The organism is Streptomyces sp. ISL-12, assembly GCF_018614415.1.
GTDB lineage: Bacteria > Actinomycetota > Actinomycetes > Streptomycetales > Streptomycetaceae > Streptomyces.
This window is the reverse complement of record NZ_JAGGOO010000130.1, coordinates 40,834-58,133: the sequence shown is the minus strand read 5'-3', so window position 1 is coordinate 58,133 and position 17,300 is coordinate 40,834. Positions and strand designations below refer to the sequence as shown.

Annotated in this window: 19 protein-coding genes; 10 read left to right on the top strand and 9 right to left on the bottom strand. The window is 71.6% G+C overall.

Features of this window, described 5'->3' with window-relative positions; genetic code table 11:
* Positions 1 to 146: 146 nt before the first annotated feature.
* From J7I94_RS31225 to J7I94_RS31210, 4 genes are all read right to left on the bottom strand, one after another.
* Positions 147 to 1,028, bottom strand: a complete 882-nt coding sequence (locus tag J7I94_RS31225; protein WP_215172505.1) for an amino acid ABC transporter permease — start codon at positions 1,026 to 1,028, stop codon at positions 147 to 149.
* A complete protein-coding gene (locus tag J7I94_RS31220) occupies positions 1,025 to 1,693 on the bottom strand; it encodes an amino acid ABC transporter permease (RefSeq protein ID WP_215172503.1) in 669 nt (222 codons plus the stop codon). Before J7I94_RS31220 ends, J7I94_RS31225 begins: the two co-directional genes overlap by 4 nt.
* Before the next feature lie 87 nt (positions 1,694 to 1,780).
* Positions 1,781 to 2,614, bottom strand: a complete 834-nt coding sequence (locus J7I94_RS31215) for a glutamate ABC transporter substrate-binding protein (RefSeq protein ID WP_215172537.1) — start codon at positions 2,612 to 2,614, stop codon at positions 1,781 to 1,783.
* Between the two features lie 90 nt (positions 2,615 to 2,704).
* Positions 2,705 to 3,481 carry an amino acid ABC transporter ATP-binding protein gene (locus J7I94_RS31210; protein ID WP_215172501.1) on the bottom strand — a complete coding sequence of 259 codons (777 nt, stop codon included), beginning with the start codon at positions 3,479 to 3,481 and terminating at the stop codon, positions 2,705 to 2,707.
* 295 nt (positions 3,482 to 3,776) lie between these two features.
* Between J7I94_RS31210 and J7I94_RS31205 the strand changes: the two genes are divergently transcribed.
* Positions 3,777 to 4,460 (top strand): response regulator transcription factor, encoded by a 684-nt coding sequence (locus tag J7I94_RS31205; RefSeq protein WP_215172499.1) that lies wholly within the window; start codon positions 3,777 to 3,779, stop codon positions 4,458 to 4,460.
* Between the two features lie 9 nt (positions 4,461 to 4,469).
* Positions 4,470 to 5,867: a HAMP domain-containing sensor histidine kinase gene (locus J7I94_RS31200; RefSeq protein WP_215172497.1), complete on the top strand. Its 1,398-nt coding sequence runs from the start codon at positions 4,470 to 4,472 to the stop codon at positions 5,865 to 5,867.
* Positions 5,868 to 5,890: 23 nt separating this feature from the next.
* On the opposite strand, the gene J7I94_RS31195 is transcribed toward J7I94_RS31200, so the two are convergent.
* Positions 5,891 to 6,886 (bottom strand): TAXI family TRAP transporter solute-binding subunit, encoded by a 996-nt coding sequence (locus tag J7I94_RS31195; RefSeq protein ID WP_215172496.1) that lies wholly within the window; start codon positions 6,884 to 6,886, stop codon positions 5,891 to 5,893.
* Between the two features lie 88 nt (positions 6,887 to 6,974).
* Here J7I94_RS31195 and J7I94_RS31190 point away from each other — a divergent pair, with 88 nt between their 5' ends.
* Complete coding sequence (locus J7I94_RS31190) at positions 6,975 to 7,454, top strand: MazG nucleotide pyrophosphohydrolase domain-containing protein (protein ID WP_251076003.1); 480 nt, start codon at positions 6,975 to 6,977, stop codon at positions 7,452 to 7,454.
* 133 nt (positions 7,455 to 7,587) lie between these two features.
* Here the strand turns inward: J7I94_RS31190 and J7I94_RS31185 are convergent, their stop codons facing one another.
* Together J7I94_RS31185 and J7I94_RS31180 are read right to left on the bottom strand one after the other, a co-directional pair.
* Positions 7,588 to 8,832, bottom strand: a complete 1,245-nt coding sequence (locus J7I94_RS31185) for a cation:proton antiporter (RefSeq protein WP_215172494.1) — start codon at positions 8,830 to 8,832, stop codon at positions 7,588 to 7,590.
* Positions 8,833 to 8,836: 4 nt separating this feature from the next.
* On the bottom strand, positions 8,837 to 9,322 hold the full coding sequence (locus J7I94_RS31180; protein WP_215172492.1) for a TrkA C-terminal domain-containing protein: 486 nt from the start codon (positions 9,320 to 9,322) through the stop codon (positions 8,837 to 8,839).
* A 213-nt stretch (positions 9,323 to 9,535) separates the two neighbouring features.
* Here J7I94_RS31180 and J7I94_RS31175 point away from each other — a divergent pair, with 213 nt between their 5' ends.
* The 4 genes from J7I94_RS31175 (at position 9,536) to J7I94_RS31160 (ending at position 13,696) form a co-directional block, all read left to right on the top strand.
* Positions 9,536 to 10,636, top strand: a complete 1,101-nt coding sequence (locus J7I94_RS31175; protein ID WP_308114777.1) for a HAMP domain-containing sensor histidine kinase — start codon at positions 9,536 to 9,538, stop codon at positions 10,634 to 10,636.
* Positions 10,633 to 11,301, top strand: a complete 669-nt coding sequence (locus J7I94_RS31170; RefSeq protein WP_215172489.1) for a response regulator transcription factor — start codon at positions 10,633 to 10,635, stop codon at positions 11,299 to 11,301. Before J7I94_RS31175 ends, J7I94_RS31170 begins: the two co-directional genes overlap by 4 nt.
* A gap of 67 nt (positions 11,302 to 11,368) precedes the next feature.
* Positions 11,369 to 12,886 carry a tRNA (N6-isopentenyl adenosine(37)-C2)-methylthiotransferase MiaB gene (gene miaB, locus J7I94_RS31165; RefSeq protein ID WP_215172487.1) on the top strand — a complete coding sequence of 506 codons (1,518 nt, stop codon included), beginning with the start codon at positions 11,369 to 11,371 and terminating at the stop codon, positions 12,884 to 12,886.
* A gap of 93 nt (positions 12,887 to 12,979) precedes the next feature.
* The gene (locus J7I94_RS31160) at positions 12,980 to 13,696 is read left to right on the top strand and encodes a class III extradiol dioxygenase subunit B-like domain-containing protein (RefSeq protein WP_215172485.1); all 717 of its coding nucleotides are present in this window, start codon (positions 12,980 to 12,982) and stop codon (positions 13,694 to 13,696) included.
* Positions 13,697 to 13,958: 262 nt separating this feature from the next.
* Here J7I94_RS31160 and J7I94_RS31155 read toward each other — a convergent pair whose 3' ends face one another.
* The gene (locus tag J7I94_RS31155; protein WP_215172483.1) at positions 13,959 to 14,231 is read right to left on the bottom strand and encodes an antitoxin; all 273 of its coding nucleotides are present in this window, start codon (positions 14,229 to 14,231) and stop codon (positions 13,959 to 13,961) included.
* Between the two features lie 35 nt (positions 14,232 to 14,266).
* On the bottom strand, positions 14,267 to 14,536 hold the full coding sequence (locus J7I94_RS31150; RefSeq protein ID WP_215172481.1) for a hypothetical protein: 270 nt from the start codon (positions 14,534 to 14,536) through the stop codon (positions 14,267 to 14,269).
* 182 nt (positions 14,537 to 14,718) lie between these two features.
* On the opposite strand from J7I94_RS31150, the gene miaA reads away from it, so the two are divergent.
* From miaA to dapF, 3 genes are all read left to right on the top strand, one after another.
* Positions 14,719 to 15,657, top strand: a complete 939-nt coding sequence (miaA, locus tag J7I94_RS31145) for a tRNA (adenosine(37)-N6)-dimethylallyltransferase MiaA (RefSeq protein ID WP_215172480.1) — start codon at positions 14,719 to 14,721, stop codon at positions 15,655 to 15,657.
* 108 nt (positions 15,658 to 15,765) lie between these two features.
* Entirely contained in the window at positions 15,766 to 16,272 is a 507-nt protein-coding gene (locus J7I94_RS31140) for a hypothetical protein (protein ID WP_215172533.1), read from the top strand.
* 49 nt (positions 16,273 to 16,321) lie between these two features.
* On the top strand, positions 16,322 to 17,191 hold the full coding sequence (gene dapF, locus J7I94_RS31135; protein WP_215172478.1) for a diaminopimelate epimerase: 870 nt from the start codon (positions 16,322 to 16,324) through the stop codon (positions 17,189 to 17,191).
* Positions 17,192 to 17,300 lie beyond the last annotated feature (109 nt).

Genomic DNA, 17,300 nt, shown 5'->3' with positions numbered 1-17,300 from the left:
GCCGTACCTGCCGTACTGACGGCTGTACCTGCCGTACTGACGGCTGTACCGGTCGTACTGACGGCCGTACCTGCCGTACTGACGGCCGTACCGGTCCTACTGACGGTCGCGCCGCCGCACTGGTGCTCCGGCGAGGTGACCGGCCGTCAGACCGTCGTGGCCCCGGCGTTCGCCTGGTCGTCGGTCGCCTTGAGGACCGCGCCGGTCGACTTCTTGCCCTGCCGCAGCCGGCGCTCCAGCCAGCTCGCGAAGCTGGTGAGGGCGAAGTTGATCGCGATGTAGATCACGGCCACCACCGTGAAGCTGGCGATGGTGTTGGCGCCGTAGTAGCCGCTCATCGTGTTGGCCGAGGACAGCAGTTCGGGGAAGGTGAGGACGGCGCCACCGAGGGCGGTGTCCTTCACGATCACGACGAGCTGGCTGACGATGGCCGGCAGCATCGCGGTGACCGCCTGCGGCAGCAGGATCAGCCGCATCAGCTGGCCCTTGCGCAGACCGATCGCCATGGCCGCCTCGGACTGCCCCTTGGGCAGGGTGAGGATGCCCGCCCGGACGATCTCGGCGAGGACCGAGGCGTTGTACAGCACCAGACCCGTGACGACCGCGTACAGCGGACGGTCGTCCGAGCTGACGTCGGTGTACTCGGCGAACAGCGCCAGGCCGAAGATCATCAGGACCAGGACGGGGATGGAGCGGAAGAACTCCACCACGATCCCGGCGGGGATCCGCACCCAGGCGTGGTCGGACAGCCGGGCGATGCCGAACACGGCGCCGAGGGGCAGCGCTATCACCACCGCGAGGGCGGCGGCCTTGAGGGTGTTCTCCAGGCCCGGCCAGATGTACGTCGACCAGGCCTCGGTGCCGGTGAAGAACATCTCCCACTTCGCCCACTCCAGCTGGCCCTTGTCCTGGAGGGTGGTGATGACCCACCAGAGCACGGCGGCGAGGGCGACCACGAAGACCGCGGTGAGGACGACGTTGCGCCGCTTGGCCCGGGGGCCCTGGGCGTCGTAGAGAACGGAGCTCATCGCTTCACCGCCACCTTCTTGCCCACCCAGCCCAGGATCAGGCCGGTCGGCAGCGTCAGAATCACGAAACCGAGGGCGATGACCGCGGAGATCAGCAGCAGCTGGGCCTCGTTCTCGATCATCTCCTTCATCAGCAGCGCCGCCTCGGCGACGCCGATCGCGGCGGCCACCGTGGTGTTCTTGGTGAGCGCGATCAGCACGTTCGCCAGCGGCGTCACCGAGGAACGGAACGCCTGGGGGAGCACCACCAGGCTCAGCACCTGACTGAAGCTGAGGCCGATGGCCCGCGCCGCCTCGGCCTGGCCGACCGGCACCGTGTTGATGCCGGAGCGCAGCGCCTCACAGACGAAGGCCGCGGTGTAGAGGATCAGGCCGAGGACGGCGAGCCGGAAGTTGAGCGACTCGAAGTCGCCTTCGGCACCGAGGTAGACGCCCAGGGTCTGGCTCAGGCCGAGGGACGAGAACAGGATGATGACGGTGAGCGGAATGTTCCGCACGATGTTGACGTACGCGGTCCCGAAACCGCGCATCAGCGGGACCGGGCTGACGCGCATGGCGGCCAGCAGAGTGCCCCAGATCAGGGAGCCGACGGCCGACAGCAGGGTGAGCTGCACCGTCGTCCAGAAGGCTCCCAGCAGGTCGTAGTCTTCCAAGAAGTCGAACACGATCTCCCGCGCTTCCGCGTGTAGGGGTGCCCGGACAGGGCGCGCCGGCCCCCACCCGGGACGGCGCACCCTGTGTCAGGCGCGGCCTCAGCTCTTGATGTCGCCGATCTTCGGAGCGGGCTCGTTCTTGTAGTTCGCGGGACCGAAGTTGTCCTTCACGGCCTTGTCCCAGGCGCCGTCGGAGACCATGTCCTCAAGAGCGGTGTTGATCTTGTCCTTGAGGTCGCTGCCCTTCTTGACGCCGATGCCGTAGTTCTCGTTGGTCATCTTGAAGCCGCCGAGCTTGAACTTGCCCTTGAACTGCGACTGGGCGGCGTAACCGGCGAGGATCGAGTCGTCCGTGGTCAGCGCGTCGATGGCGCCGTTCTGCAGACCGGTCAGACAGGCGGAGTAGGTGGGGTACGGCTGCAGCTGGGCCTTGGGGGCCAGCTTGTCCTTGATGTTCTGCGCGGAGGTCGAGCCGGTGACCGAGCAGAGCTTCTTGCTGTTCAGGTCCTCCTGCGACTTGATGGAGTCGTCGTCGGCACGGACCAGCACGTCCTGGTGCGCGAGCAGGTACGGGCCGGCGAAGTCGACCTTCGCGGCGCGCTCGTCGGTGATCGAGTAGGTCGCGGCGATGAAGTCGACGTCACCGCGCTGCAGCATGGTCTCGCGGTCGGCGCTCTTCGACTCCTTCCACTCGATCTGGTCCTCGCTGTAGCCGAGCTTCTTGGCGACGTACGTCGCGACGTCCACGTCGAAGCCCTCGTAGCCGTCCGGCGTCTTCTGGCCGAGGCCCGGCTGGTCGAACTTGATGCCGATGGTGATCTTCTTGCCGCCCCCGGAGGAGCCGCTGTCGTCGTCGTCGGAACCACAGGCGGTGGCGGACAGGGCGAGGGCGAGCACGGTGGCCGAGGCGGCGGTGACCTTGAGGAGCTTCATGGTGAACATCCTTTGACTGTGTTCAGACGAGCAGATGAGGGCCGTCGAGCGCGGGTGACGTGGACCGGTGACGCGGGGATGCCGGTCGCGTCAGTGGTGCAGGATCTTCGACAGGAAGTCCTTGGCGCGGTCGCTGCGCGGGTTGCTGAAGAACTGGTCCGGCGTGGCCTCTTCGACGATCCGGCCGTCCGCCATGAAGACCACACGGTTGGCCGCCGACCGGGCGAAGCCCATCTCGTGCGTGACCACGATCATCGTCATGCCGTCCCGGGCGAGCTGCTGCATGACCTCGAGGACCTCGTTGATCATCTCCGGGTCGAGCGCCGAGGTCGGCTCGTCGAAGAGCATGACCTTCGGGTCCATGGCCAGCGCCCGGGCGATCGCGACACGCTGCTGCTGGCCGCCGGAGAGCTGGGCCGGGTACTTCTCCGCCTGGGCGCCCACACCGACCCGGTCGAGCAGGGCGCGCGCCTTCTCCTCGGCCTTCGCCTTGTCGACCTTGCGGACCTTGACCTGGCCCAGGACCACGTTGTCGAGCACCGTCTTGTGCGCGAAGAGGTTGAAGGACTGGAAGACCATGCCGACGTCGGCCCGCAGCCGCGCCAGCTCCCTGCCCTCCTGGGGCAGCGGCTTGCCGTCGATCGTGATGGCTCCGGAGTCGATCGTCTCCAGGCGGTTGATGGTGCGGCACAGGGTGGACTTACCGGACCCGGAGGGCCCGATCACCACGACGACCTCGCCGCGGGCGATCGTCAGATCGATGTCCTGGAGCACGTGCAACGCGCCGAAGTGCTTGTTGACATCCTTCAGTACGACCAGGTCGCCGGTCTCGGCCACATCCTGCTTGGCCACCGATACTTCGGTCATCGCTCTGAGGCTCCGTCCTCCTCGGTTTTGGAGGACAGTAGTGACGCCGCACGACCTGCGTCATTACATCTGAGGGGAATCTGAGCATCACGATCCGATAGCAATCGGACACGTGTCGTAGCACTTGTCAGCAGGGCGCATATCGGCCGGATAACTTCAGGGTCTCCGCAACCGGAACCCCCTTGACGCCGTCCCTGTCCATCAGCGTGACTGCACGGGTACGCGCGCGTGCCGACGCGTCCGTGATCGTTGTACTCGTGCCGAGCGTACGGCGGGTGAACCGAAGGGGGACCGGATGAGACTGCTGCTCGTCGAGGACGACAACCACGTCGCCGCCGCCCTGTCCGCGATCCTGGCCCGGCACGGCTTCGACGTCACCCACGCCCGCAACGGCGAGGAGGCACTGCGCGCGCTGGTCCCCGAGAGCGACGGCTTCGGCGTCGTCCTGCTCGACCTGGGCCTGCCCGACCAGGACGGATACGAGGTCTGCGGCAAGATCCGCAAGCGCACCGCCACCCCGGTGATCATGGTGACCGCCCGCTCCGACGTCCGCTCCCGCATCCACGGTCTCAACCTGGGTGCCGACGACTACGTGGTCAAGCCGTACGACACCGGGGAACTGCTGGCCCGTATCCACGCCGTCAGCCGGCGCACCGCCCACGAGGACGCGCCGGGCACGGAGCACGAGGTGCGCCTCGGGGCCGTGCACATCGAGCTGGCCACGCGCCAGGTACGGGTCGACGGTACGGTCGTCCAGCTCACCCGCAAGGAGTTCGACCTGCTCGCCCTCCTCGCCCAGCGCCCCGGGGTGGTCTTCCGCCGGGAACAGATCATCAGCGAGGTGTGGCGCACCAGCTGGGAGGGGACCGGGCGCACCCTGGAGGTGCACGTCGCCTCCCTGCGCTCCAAGCTGCGCAGGCCGGCGCTGATCGAGACCGTGCGCGGCGTCGGCTACCGCCTCGTCGCCCCCACCGCGTAGCGGGTCCGGGTGCGCGCTCGTCTTCTCCCGCTGCTGATCGTCCTGATGGCGGCCATGCTGCTCGCGTTCGGCGTGCCGCTGGCCGTCAGCGTGGCCCGGGCCGAGCAGCAGGAGACGGTCGTCGACCGCATCGACGACACGGCACGGTTCGCGGCGCTGGCCCAGTTCGTCGGCGACGCGCCCTCCGGGTCGCGCACCACGCCCACCGAGCGCCTCGAAACCCTGCAGAGCGAGCTGATCAGCTACTACGAGGTCTACGACATCCGGGCGGCCGTCTTCTACACCAATCACATCCCCATGGCCAACGCCCCGACGACCTGGTTCCTCCCCCAGAAGGGCGAGGCGCGCGACGCCTTCGACGAGGCGCTGCTCAGCCGTCGCAGCCACGACCCCGAGCAGGTGTGGCCGTGGGAGGACGGCCGGCTCGTGGTCGCCTCACCGGTCATCCGGGACGGCGACGTCGTCGCGGTGGTGGTCACCGACTCGCCCACCGGACCGATGCGGTCGCGGACCCTGGACGGCTGGCTGGTCATCGCCGCCGGCGAGATCGCCGCGATGTTACTGGCCGTCGGCGCCGCCCTCCGGCTCACCGGCTGGGTGCTGCGTCCCGTACGCGTCCTGGACGCCACCACCCACGACATCGCCACCGGACGTCTCAAGTCCCGGGTCGCCCCGTCCGGGGGACCTCCGGAACTGCGGCGCCTGGCCCGGTCGTTCAACGAGATGGCGGACAACGTCGAGGACGTGCTGGAGCAGCAGCGCGCCTTCGTCGCCGACGCCTCCCACCAGCTGCGCAACCCGCTGGCCGCGCTGCTGCTCCGCATCGAGCTGCTCGCCTTCGAACTGCCCGAGGGCAACGAGGAGATCGCTTCCGTGCAGACCGAGGGCAAGCGCCTGGCCCAGGTACTGGACGACCTGCTCGACCTGGCGCTGGCCGAACACGCCGCGCCCGACCTGAAGGTGACCGACGTCGGCGCGCTGGCCTCCGAGCGGGTCGCGGCCTGGTCGCCGACCGCCGCCGCCAAGGGCGTGGTGCTGGCCGGCGACTGCCCGCCGACCACCGCCTGGGCGGACCCGGTGGCGCTCTCCAGCGCGCTGGACGCGGTGATCGACAACGCGGTGAAGTTCACGCCCGAGGGCGAGACCGTCCAGGTCACGGTCGCCTCCGACGGCACCGCCGCGACCGTTGTCGTCGCCGACCGCGGCCCCGGTCTGACCGACGAGGAACTCTCCCGTGTCGGCGACCGTTTCTGGCGCAGCGGCCGGCACCAGAACATCAAGGGCTCCGGTCTCGGCCTGTCCATCTGCCGCGCCCTGCTCGCCGCGGGCGGCGGCACGATGAGCTACGGCCACCACCATCCGCACGGGCTGGCGGTGACGGTGTCGGTGCCGAGGCACCAGCCGTGACGTTCAGGGCTCGACCTTGACGGTCATGGCTTGACGGAGGCGTAGTAGCGCCGGGCGCCCTCGTGGAGCTGGAGGGGGTCGGTGTAGATCGCCGTACGCAGGTCCACCAGCTGGGCGGAGTGGACGTGCGCGCCGATGCCGTCCCGGCTCTCGATCACCGTCCGGGTCAGCCACTCGGTGATCCGGGGATCGGCGTCGTCCCGGGTGATCATTACGTTGGCCACCGCCATGGTCGCCACCGGGTAGCCGGTCTGGACCATGGGGTAGGCCGACTCCGGCACGTTGGTGGCCCGGTAGTACCGGGTGGGACCGGGCTGGTCGTGCAGTTCGGCGACGATCTCCTCCTCGATCGGAACGAACCGGAACGACGGCTTCTTGGCGATCCTCTGCAGTCCGTCGGTGGGCAGCCCGCCCGACCAGAAGAACGCGTCCAGACCGTTCCCCAGCCGCTCCGGCCCGGTGTCGATGCCGTCGGAGGCCGGCGTGATGTCCGTCTCCGGGTCGATCCCCGCGGCCTCCAGCACCCGGGTGGCGATCAGCCGCACGCCCGAGTCCGGCAGCCCGATGGCCACCCGCTTGCCCTGCAGGTCGGCGACGGACTGGACCGTCGAATCGGCCGGGACGACGAGCTGTACGTAGTCGTCGTACAGCCGCGCCACACCGCGCAGTCGGTCCGCGCCGGGGCGGTCGTCGAACGCGTACGTCTCCACCGCGTCGGCCGCGGCGACCGCGTAGTCGGCCTTGCCGGTCGCCACGCGCGCGACGTTCTCCTGCGACCCCGCGCTGGTGAGCAGCCGCACCTTCAGTCCCGGCATGTCCTCGCGCAGCTCGGCGCGGAGCAGTTCGCCGTACTCGTGGTACACACCCGCGCGCGTGCCGGTGCTGAACGTGATCGTGCCCCTCGGCGGCTTCTCGCCCAGTGGCAGCAGCCACCACAGCAGCAGACCGAGCGCGACGACGGCCGCCGCCGCGCCCTGGAGGACACGGCGTGCGCCGACACGGGAGAACAGGGTGGGCATGGCCGCGATCCTGCCAGCCCGCATGCGCGCTGACCAGGGCGGGCGGGAGCGGAGCCGATTGTCACAGGCGGTCGTTACAGTCGGTCGCATGAGTACGTCCCCTGTCCGCCGCACGAGTTCCTCCGCCGCCGGTCGCACGAGCGGGGCCCCCGCCGGTCGCGCCGGCGGGTCCCCCGCCGACCTGGTCCGTGCCTTCCACCACGCCTTCGGGCTGGACGTCCGCGACACCCCGTCGCGGGTGGCGCCGGCCCTGGCCGCCCACCGCGGCGAACTGCTCGCCGAGGAGGCCACCGAGGTCGCCGAGGTCTCCGTCGAGGGCCCGCTCGACCGGCTCGCGCACGAACTGGCCGACGTGGTCTACGTCGCCTACGGCACGGCCCTGGTCCACGGCATCGACCTGGACGCGGTGATCGCCGAGATCCACCGGTCCAACATGACCAAGCTGGGCCCCGACGGCCAGGTCAGCCGCAGAGCAGACGGCAAGGTCCTCAAGGGCGAGCACTACGAGGCCCCGGACGTGGCGGGGGTGCTGCGCCGGCAGGGGTGGACGCCCGACGGCGAGGAATGAGGGCGCGGAGACCGGACGGCCCCGGCCTCAGTCGGCCACAGACTGAAACCTGGGCGGCCCGCCCCGCCCTGCCACAGACCGAGACCGGGCGGCCCGCCCCGCCCTGCCACAGACCGAGACCGGGCGGCCCGCCTCAGTCGGCCACCGACGCCTCCGCGTCCGCCGTCCGCCGCACCTGCTCGGGCACGTCCGGAAGGCGGTCGGCCTTGCCCCGGTCGTCGCGGCGCCGGGCCAGCCGGGTCGCGATGGACTCGGTGTACCGGGCGGTGAGCGGGCCGAGGATGACCAGGATCAGCACGTACGCCGTCGCCAGCGGGCCGAGGGACGGTTCGATGCCGGCCGACACCGCCAGCCCGGCGATGACGATCGAGAACTCGCCGCGGGCGACCAGTGCGCCGCCCGCCCGCCAGCGCCCCTTGACCGAGATCCCGGCCCGCCGCGCCGCCCAGTAGCCCGTGGCGATCTTCGTCAGCGCGGTGAGGACGGCCAGTGCCAGGGCGGGCAGCAGGACCGGCGGGATGCTCGCCGGGTCGGTGTGCAGCCCGAAGAAGACGAAGAAGACGGCGGCGAACAGGTCCCGCAGCGGGCTCAGCAGCGTGTGCGCGCCCTCCGCGACCTCCCCGGACAGGGCGATGCCCACCAGGAACGCCCCGACCGCCGCCGACACCTGGAGCTGCTGGGCCACGCCCGCGACCAGGATCGTCAGCCCCAGCACGACCAGCAGCAGCTTCTCCGGGTCGTCGCTGGAGACGAACCGGGAGATGAGCCGGCCGTAGCGGACCGCGACGAACAGCACGATCCCGGCCGCGCCCAGCGCGATCGCCAGCGTGACGCTGCCCGTCATCAGCCCGGCACCGGCCACCAGCGCCGTGACGATCGGCAGGTACACCGCCATCGCCAGGTCCTCCAGGACCAGCACACTGAGGATCACCGGGGTCTCCCGGTTGCCGACCCGGCCGAGATCGCCCAGCACCTTGGCGATGACACCGGACGACGAGATCCAGGTGACACCGGCCAGCACCACGGCGGCCACCGGGCCCCAGCCCATCAGCAGCGCCGCGACGGCACCCGGCAGGGCGTTGAACGCGCAGTCCACCAGCCCCGCCGGATAGTGGGACTTCAGATTGGTGACCAGGTCACCGGCGGTGTACTCCAGGCCCAGCATCAGCAGCAGCAGGATGACACCGATCTCGGCGCCGGTCGCGACGAACTCCTCGCTCGCGCCGAGCGGCAGCAGCCCGCCCTCGCCGAAGGCCAGCCCGGCGAGCAGGTAGAGCGGTATGGGCGAGAGGCCGAAGCGCCCGGCGAACCGGCCGAGCAGGCCGAGGCCCAGGATGATGGAACCGAACTCGATCAGCAGTACCGCGGAAGAGTGCACCGGATCACTCCCGCCCGAGTATCGCGGCGGCGGCGTCGACGCCCTCGCGGGTGCCGATGACGATCACGATGTCGCCGCCGATCAGGCGGAAGTCCGGCGCCGGGGAGGGAATGGCCTCGGCGTGCCGCAGCACGGCCACGACCGACGCGCCCGTCTCGGTCCGCATCCTGGTGTCGCCCAGCACGCGCCCGTTCCAGTGGGAGGTCGCCGACACCTCGATCCGCTCGGCGACCAGCCCGAGCGAGGAGGTGTGCAGCAGGCTCGCGCTCTGGTGCGACGGCTTCAGCGCGTCGATCAGCGCGCCCGCCTCCGAGCCGGTCAGCTTCAGGGACTGGGCGCAGGAGTCGGGTTCGTCGGCCCGGTACACGTTGACCGTGCGGGCGCCGTCACGGTGGGCCACCACCGACAACTGACGGTGTTCACGGGTGACCAGGTCGTACTGGACCCCGATGCCCGGCAGCGGCGTCGCCCTCAGGCGTGGAGCGGACACGTGTCTTCCCCTCGTTCGTTCTCGTGCTGTGCTGCGCCCGGGGCACATGGGTGTCCGGTGGCGCGCCGCCATGCTGTCATCCGCGCGTACGGTGGCGATATGGGTGTCGTGACGGATATACGCAACCGGCCGGGGGTCGGGAGACTGCTCCCGGCGGTGCCGCGCGCAAGATCCGCCAGATCCGCGAGATCCGGAAGGAGCGGGAAGAAGACCGTGTCGCTGTTCTGGCGCATCTTCTCGCTCAACGCCACCGGCCTGGTCCTGGCCACCGCGCTGCTGCTGGGACCGGTGACCGTCTCCACCCCCGTGCTGCCGCACGAGGCACTGATCCTGCTCGGCGGCCTCGCCGCGCTGCTGATCGGCAACGCGGTCGTCCTGCGGCTCGGGCTCACCCCACTGCGACGGCTGGGCCACGCCATGTCCACCGCCGACCTGCTGCGCCCCGGAACCCGCCCGGAGGTCTCCGGCCCCGCCGAGGCCGCCGTGCTGATCGCGACGTACAACACCATGCTCGACCGCCTCCAGGCGGAACGTGCCGCCGGGGCCGCACACGCCCTGCACGCCCAGGAACGCGAGCGCCACCGCATCGCCCGGGAACTGCACGACGAGGTCGGCCAGACCCTCACCGCCGTCCTGCTCCAGCTCAAACGGGTCGCCGACCGGGTGCCCGACGGGCTGCGCGACGAGGTGACCCAGACCCAGGAGGCGACCCGGGCCGGACTGGACGAGATCCGCCGCATCGCCCGCCGGCTGCGCCCCGGCGTCCTGGAGGAACTGGGCCTGGCCAGCGCCCTGCGCTCGCTCGCCGCCGAGTTCACCCACCACGGGCTCACCGTGCGCCACCAGGTCCCCGGCGACCTGCCCCCGCTCACCCCGGAGGCGGAACTCGTGCTCTACCGGGTCGCCCAGGAGGGCCTGACCAACACCGCCCGGCACTCCGCCGCCGACCGCGCCGAACTCACCCTGCGCCGGTTCCCCGACGCGGTCGAGCTCCTGGTCCGCGACAACGGCACCGGCATCGGCGGCGCCCCCGAGGGCGCCGGCATCAGCGGCATGCGGGAACGCGCCCTGCTGGTGGGAGCCGACCTCGCCGTGGTACCCGGCCCGGGCAGGGGCACGGACGTACGCCTGCGCATACCCACCGGGCCCACCGCCCCCCACGCGCGCGTACCCACCGCTCCCGCCGACACCGGCCCGCACGCGCGCGTGCCCACCGCTCCCGCCGACACCGGCCCGCACGCGCGCGTGACAGCCGAGTCCACCGGAACCGACCCCCACGCGCGCGTACCCGGCGCCCCCGGAGACCAACAATGACCGCACATTCCCCACCGCCCCCGATACGCGTCCTGCTCGCCGACGACCACACCCTGGTACGCCGCGGAGTACGCCTCATACTCGACGGCGAACCCGACCTGACCGTCGTCGCCGAGGCCGGGGACGGTGCCGAGGCGGTCGCGGCGGCCCGGGCCGGCGGCATCGACCTCGCCGTCCTGGACGTCGCCATGCCCCGCATGACCGGCCTGCAGGCGGCCCGCGAACTCTCCCGGCGCCTGCCCGGCCTGCGCATCCTCATCCTGACGATGTACGACAACGAGCAGTACTTCTTCGAGGCGCTCAAGGCGGGCGCCTGCGGCTATGTCCTCAAATCGGTCGCCGACCGCGACCTGGTGGAGGCATGCCGGGCCGCCGTGCGCGACGAGCCCTTCATCTACCCGGGCGCCGAGCGCGCCTTGGTCCGCGCCTACCTGGACCGCCTGCACCGGGGCGACGGCCTGCCCGCGCGGCCGATCACCGAGCGCGAGGAGGAGATCCTCAAGCTCGTCGCCGAGGGCCACACCTCCAAGGAGATCGGCGAACTCCTCTTCATCAGCGCCAAGACGGTCGAACGCCACCGCGCCAACCTGCTCCAGAAGCTCGGCGTCCGCGACCGCCTGGAGCTGACCCGTTACGCGATCCGCGCGGGTCTGATCGAGCCCTGACCAGCGGCTACGGCGGTTGTCCACAGGGTGCCCGGGCCACTGCCGCGGACCGCCTACCCTTATTGCCATGACCAGCATCGACCGGAGCCAGACCGTGGGCGCCCCCCGCACATACGAGGTACGCACTTACGGGTGCCAGATGAACGTCCACGACTCCGAGCGATTGTCCGGTCTGCTGGAGGACGCCGGGTACGTCCGCGCCCCCGAGGGCTCCGACGGCGACGCGGACGTCGTCGTCTTCAACACCTGCGCCGTCCGTGAGAACGCCGACAACAAGCTGTACGGCAACCTCGGCCGCCTCGCCCCGAGGAAGGCGAGCCGCCCCGGCATGCAGATCGCGGTCGGCGGCTGTCTGGCCCAGAAGGACCGCGACACCATCGTGAAACGCGCCCCCTGGGTCGACGTCGTCTTCGGCACGCACAACATCGGCAAGCTGCCGGTGCTGCTGGAGCGGGCCCGCGTGCAGGAGGAGGCGCAGGTCGAGATCGCCGAGTCCCTGGAGGCGTTCCCGTCCACCCTGCCCACCCGGCGTGAGAGCGCCTACGCCGCCTGGGTCTCCATCTCCGTCGGCTGCAACAACACGTGCACCTTCTGCATCGTCCCCGCCCTGCGCGGCAAGGAGAAGGACCGCCGCCCCGGCGACATCCTCGCCGAGGTCGAGGCACTGGTCGCCGAGGGCGTCTCCGAGATCACCCTCCTCGGGCAGAACGTCAACGCCTACGGTTCCGACATCGGCGACCGCGAGGCGTTCAGCAAGCTGCTGCGGGCCTGCGGCTCGATCGACGGCCTGGAGCGGGTCCGCTTCACCTCCCCGCACCCGCGCGACTTCACCGACGACGTGATCGCCGCCATGGCCGAGACGCCGAACGTGATGCCGCAGCTGCACATGCCGCTGCAGTCCGGCTCCGACCCGGTCCTCAAGGCGATGCGCCGCTCCTACCGCCAGGAGCGCTTCCTCGGCATCATCGACAAGGTCCGCGCCGCCATCCCGCATGCCGCGATCACCACCGACATCATCGTGGGCTTCCCCGGCGAGACCGAGGAGGACTTCGAGCAGACCCTGCACGTCGTCCGCGAGGCGCGCTTCGCGCAGGCCTTCACCTTCCAGTACTCCAAGCGCCCGGGCACCCCGGCCGCCGAGATGGACGGCCAGATCCCCAAGAAGGTCGTCCAGGAGCGCTACGAGCGGCTGGTCGCCCTCCAGGAGGAGATCTCCTGGGAGGAGAACAAGAAGCAGGTCGGCCGCACCCTGGAGCTGATGGTCGCCGAGGGCGAGGGCCGCAAGGACGGCACCACCCACCGCCTCTCCGGCCGCGCCCCCGACAACCGCCTGGTCCACTTCACCAAGCCCGGCCAGGAGGTGCGCCCCGGCGACGTGGTCACCGTCGAGATCACCTACGCCGCCCCGCACCACCTCCTGGCCGAGGGCGCCGTCCTCGACGTGCGGCGCACCCGCGCGGGCGACGCGTGGGAGAAGCGCAACACCGCGGAGCAGGCCAAGCCCGCGGGCGTGCTGCTGGGCCTGCCGAAGATGGGCGTCCCCGAGCCGCTGCCGGTCGCGGCGAGCGGCTGCGGCTGCGACTGACACACCCGCTGGCACAGTCGCTGACACAGCTGCTGTCGTCAGCGCGCGTGGCCGCGAGCGGCAGGCGGGCCGGACGGGGATACGCTGCCGATCATGCTTGTCGCCGCCGCCGTCTGTCCCTGCCCGCCCCTCCTGGTTCCCGACGTCGCCGCGGGCGCCGCGCCGGAACTCGACCCGGCCCGCGCCGCGTGCGCGGACGCCCTGGGCGTACTCGCCGCAGCCCGGCCCGACCGGCTGGTCGTCGTCGGCCCTGCCGAGGGCTCCGGCCCCGAGGAGTACCCGCAGGGCACCCCCGGATCGTTCCGCGGCTTCGGCGTGGACGTGGACGTATGGCTCGGGCCAGGCGGGGACGCCGTGACGCCCGTACGGGAGCTGCCGTACGGGCTCGCCGTCGGTGCCTGGCTGCTGGAGCGGACCGGATGGAGCGACGCCCCGGTCGAAGGGCTCGGCGTGGGGGAGTCCCTCACCGCCGGGGAGTGCGCCGCCCTGGGGCGGGACGTCGGCGCGCGGGCCGGGCGGGTGGCGATGCTCGTGCTGGGGGACGCCAGCGCGTGCCGGACGGTCAAGGCGCCCGGCTACCTCGACGAGCGGGCGGCGCCTTTCGACGCGGCGGTCGCCCGTGCGCTGGGCGCGGCGGACCTGGCGGCCCTCGGTGCCCTGGACCAAGGGCTGGCCCGCGAGCTGAAGGTGTCGGGGCGGGCGCCCTGGCAGGTCCTCGCGGGCGCCGCCGAGAACGCCGCTCTCGGCGGCGCGCTGCTGTACGAGGACGCGCCCTACGGGGTCGGATACGTGGTGGCCGCCTGGTCCTAGCCAGGGCGAACGGGCGCACACGACGGCGGACGGCCGGGAGCCGTTCCGCTCCGCGGCCGTCCGCGGTCGTGTACCTCGCCCGTGTACCCCGCCGGTCAGTGCGCCGGGGGCGTGGGGCGTGCCGCCGCCCGGGCCGGCGCCGGGACCGGGTGGCCGCCTGGTCCTAGCCAGGGCGAACGGGCGCACACGACGGCGGACGGCCGGGAGCCGTTCCGCTCCGCGGCCGTCCGCGGTCGTGTACCTCGCCCGTGTACCCCGCCGGTCAGTGCGCCGGGGGCGTGGGGCCTGCCGGGGGCGTGCCGCCGCCCGGGCCGGCGCCGGGACCGTCCTTGTGCGCGAGGCGGTCCATGGCGTGCTTGGCTTTGCCCGTACCGGACCGGATCCGGTCGCTGTACTTGCCCTTGGTCTTCTCGTCGACGGTCTTCGCCGCCCTGTCGAGCCCGTGCTGGATCTTGTCCCCGTGCTGCTGCGCGAGGTCGGAGACCTTGCCCTTGGCCGGGCCCAGCTTGGCCTTCAAGTTGTCCAGGAGACCCATGGTCCACCTTCCTGCGCGGCTGGTGCGGTCGGCTGCTACGTGCGGGCGCCCTCGTCGGCCTCGTTGTCGACTGCCTTCCCGGCGGACTGCTGCTTGGGAATCTCGACGCCGTCGGACCCGGCCGCCCCGACGGCGACCTGTGCCGCCGGCTCCGGCGTCCCGTCGGCCCCGGCGCCGGCCGGTTCCACGGCGGTGGCCGCTTTCTCCGCCTCGGTCCCGGTGTCCGGTGTCCCGGCCGGTGTCTCGGCGGCCGGGGCCTCCTCCGTCGCCTTCGACTTCCGAAGAAGCCGTGCAAAAACGCCCATATCAACTCCATACGGTACTCGTGCGGGCGAATTCCCGCGTTGCCCGGTGCGTCCGTTTGCGCGGCCCGGGCCGCCGCCCCCGTGTCTCCGGGGCGGGAACCTCGCAACGGGCAACGACCTCGATGGCGTGATGTCACGTAACTCGTTCGAGACCCCGGTGAGAGGTTTGCGAGACTGGGGCGGTGAGCAGTGCACCTCCCGCCCCCCGCGTCATCGCCGTCGTCGGACCGACCGCAGCCGGTAAGTCCGATCTGGGCGTCTTTCTGGCCCAACGGCTCGGCGGCGAAGTCGTCAACGCCGACTCCATGCAGCTCTACCGAGGGATGGACATCGGCACCGCCAAACTGACGCCCGAGGAGCGAGCGGGGGTCCCGCACCATCTCCTGGACATCTGGGACGTGACCGTCACCGCCTCCGTCGCCGAGTACCAGCGCCTCGCCAGGGAGCGGATCGACGCCCTGCTGGCCGCGGGCCGCTGGCCGATCCTGGTCGGCGGCTCGGGCCTCTACGTCCGCGGCGCCGTCGACAAGATGGAGTTCCCCGGCACCGACCCCGAGGTCAGGACGCGGCTGGAGGAGGAGCTGACCCTGCGCGGCTCCGGCGCGCTGCACGCGCGGCTGGCCGCCGCCGACCCGGAGGCCGCGCGCGCCATCCTGCCCAGCAACGGCCGCCGGGTCGTCCGCGCCCTGGAAGTGATCGAGATCACCGGCCGGCCCTTCACCGCCAACCTCCCCGGCCACGACTCCGTCTACGACACCGTGCAGATCGGCGTCGACGTGGCCCGCCCCGAGCTGGACGCCCGGATCGCACGCCGGGTCGACCGGATGTGGGAGGCCGGCCTGGTGGACGAAGTACGCGCACTCCAGGCGCAGGGGTTGCGCGAAGGGCGTACGGCGTCGCGCGCGCTCGGCTACCAGCAGGTGCTCACGGCGCTCGCCGGTGAAACCACCCTGGAGGAGGCCCGGGACGAGACCGTACGGGCCACCAAACGCTTCGCGCGCCGTCAGGATTCATGGTTCAGGCGCGACCCCCGGGTGCATTGGTTGAGTGGGGCCGTGGCGGACCTCCGGGAACTTCCGCAGCTCGCGCTGTCGTTGGTCGAACGACCGGTTACAGCCTGATCACGTCATGGCATCGGGACGCCCCGGCCGTCATCCAGGCCTCCGGGGGCGTGCCATCATCGAGCTTCGATCGACCAAGTGGAGTCCTAGTGGGGAGGGCGCGTGGCGATGGAGGCCGGCCCTCGTGACACCGCGACGAGCACCGATCACGTCACCGTCGACGGCCCGGAACCGGAGCCGGACGCGGTCCGTCCGGGCCCGGACGGGCTCGACGAGACGCGGGGCGGTGTGACCGCCGACGGCCCGGAGCCGGAGGAGATGTACGCGGGCGGCGAAGAGGTCGAGGTCGAGCTGCGTCCGCAGCGGCGACTGCGCCTGTGGCAGCTCGCGCCCATCGTCTGCCTGGCCGCGGTCGGCTCCCTGATGTTCGCCTTCCCGCTCGCCTTCGACTTCGGCGACAGCGGCGCGATGATCGCCATGCTGGGGCTGCTGATCTGCTCCTGCGCGGCCGGCTGGGGCATGATGGCCGCCCGTCGTGTCGGCCACACCTGGCCGGGCCTGCCCCAGCGGGGCTCGGGCCGCCGCCCCGACTGGCGGGTGGTCCTCGCCTACGTGGTCGTGGTCGCCGCCGTGGTCGTCCTGGCGGTGTGGCGCGTGGCCCGTCTGCGCGGCTGACGGCGCCCTGTCCGGCGGGCGTGCCGGCGCCACCCCGTACGATCGAGGAATGAGCACGCGGATCGCCTTCCTCAAGGGTCACGGGACCGAGAACGACTTCGTGATCGTGCCGGACCCGGAGAACGCCGTCGCGCTGCCGCCGGCCGCCGTCGCCGCCCTGTGCGACCGCCGCGCCGGCATCGGCGGTGACGGACTGCTGCACGTGGTGCGGTCCGCCGCGCACCCCGAGGCCCGGCACCTGGCGGCCGAGGCCGAGTGGTTCATGGACTACCGCAACGGCGACGGCTCGGTCGCCGAGATGTGCGGCAACGGCGTGCGGGTCTTCGCGCGCTACCTCCAGCACGCCGGGCTCGTGACCGAAGGAGACCTCGCCGTCGCCACGCGCGGGGGCGTGAAGAGCGTCCATCTCGCGAAGGACGGTGCCGTCACCGTCGGCATGGGCCGCGCCCTGCTCCCGGACGGCGACGTCACGGTGAGCGTCGGCGAGCGCCACTGGCCCGCGCGGAACGTGAACATGGGCAATCCGCACGCGGTCGCCTTCGTGGCCGACCTCGCGCACGCCGGCGACCTGCTCTCCCCGCCGCCGTTCAGCCCGGCCGCCGCCTACCCGGACGGGGTGAACGTCGAGTTCGTGGTCGACCGGGGCCCCGGCCACGTGGTGATGCGCGTCCACGAACGAGGCTCCGGCGAGACCCGCTCCTGCGGCACGGGCGCGTGCGCCGTCGCCGTCGCCGCCGCCCGCCGGGACGGCGCCGACCCGGCCGTGACCGGGACCCCGGCGACGTACACGGTGGATGTCCCCGGCGGCACCCTGGTCATCACCGAGCGGCCCGACGGCGAGATCGAGATGACCGGCCCGGCGGTGATCGTCGCCGAGGGCGAGATCGACGCCGAGTGGTGGACGGGGGCCGCCGTGTGAGCACCAGAGCGATCCTCGACGCCCCGCTCGGAAACGTAAACCTGCCACCCATCGCTCGAATGGGTGATCCGTTTCATGCTCGGCGAGAGGCGGTCGGCCGTACGTGATG

What these genes read in the sequence shown, in the direction of transcription:
- J7I94_RS31225 (WP_215172505.1), bottom strand. Translation starts at nt 1,028, where the DNA reads ATGAGCTCCGTTCTCTACGACGCCCAGGGCCCCCGGGCCAAGCGGCGC.
- J7I94_RS31215 (WP_215172537.1), bottom strand. Translation starts at nt 2,614, where the DNA reads ATGAAGCTCCTCAAGGTCACCGCCGCCTCGGCCACCGTGCTCGCCCTC.
- J7I94_RS31210 (WP_215172501.1), bottom strand. Translation starts at nt 3,481, where the DNA reads ATGACCGAAGTATCGGTGGCCAAGCAGGATGTGGCCGAGACCGGCGAC.
- J7I94_RS31205 (WP_215172499.1), top strand. Translation starts at nt 3,777, where the DNA reads ATGAGACTGCTGCTCGTCGAGGACGACAACCACGTCGCCGCCGCCCTG.
- J7I94_RS31195 (WP_215172496.1), bottom strand. Translation starts at nt 6,886, where the DNA reads ATGCCCACCCTGTTCTCCCGTGTCGGCGCACGCCGTGTCCTCCAGGGC.
- J7I94_RS31190 (WP_251076003.1), top strand. Translation starts at nt 6,975, where the DNA reads ATGAGTACGTCCCCTGTCCGCCGCACGAGTTCCTCCGCCGCCGGTCGC.
- J7I94_RS31170 (WP_215172489.1), top strand. Translation starts at nt 10,633, where the DNA reads ATGACCGCACATTCCCCACCGCCCCCGATACGCGTCCTGCTCGCCGAC.
- miaB (WP_215172487.1), top strand. Translation starts at nt 11,369, where the DNA reads ATGACCAGCATCGACCGGAGCCAGACCGTGGGCGCCCCCCGCACATAC.
- J7I94_RS31160 (WP_215172485.1), top strand. Translation starts at nt 12,980, where the DNA reads ATGCTTGTCGCCGCCGCCGTCTGTCCCTGCCCGCCCCTCCTGGTTCCC.
- J7I94_RS31155 (WP_215172483.1), bottom strand. Translation starts at nt 14,231, where the DNA reads ATGGGTCTCCTGGACAACTTGAAGGCCAAGCTGGGCCCGGCCAAGGGC.
- J7I94_RS31150 (WP_215172481.1), bottom strand. Translation starts at nt 14,536, where the DNA reads ATGGGCGTTTTTGCACGGCTTCTTCGGAAGTCGAAGGCGACGGAGGAG.
- J7I94_RS31140 (WP_215172533.1), top strand. Translation starts at nt 15,766, where the DNA reads ATGGAGGCCGGCCCTCGTGACACCGCGACGAGCACCGATCACGTCACC.
- dapF (WP_215172478.1), top strand. Translation starts at nt 16,322, where the DNA reads ATGAGCACGCGGATCGCCTTCCTCAAGGGTCACGGGACCGAGAACGAC.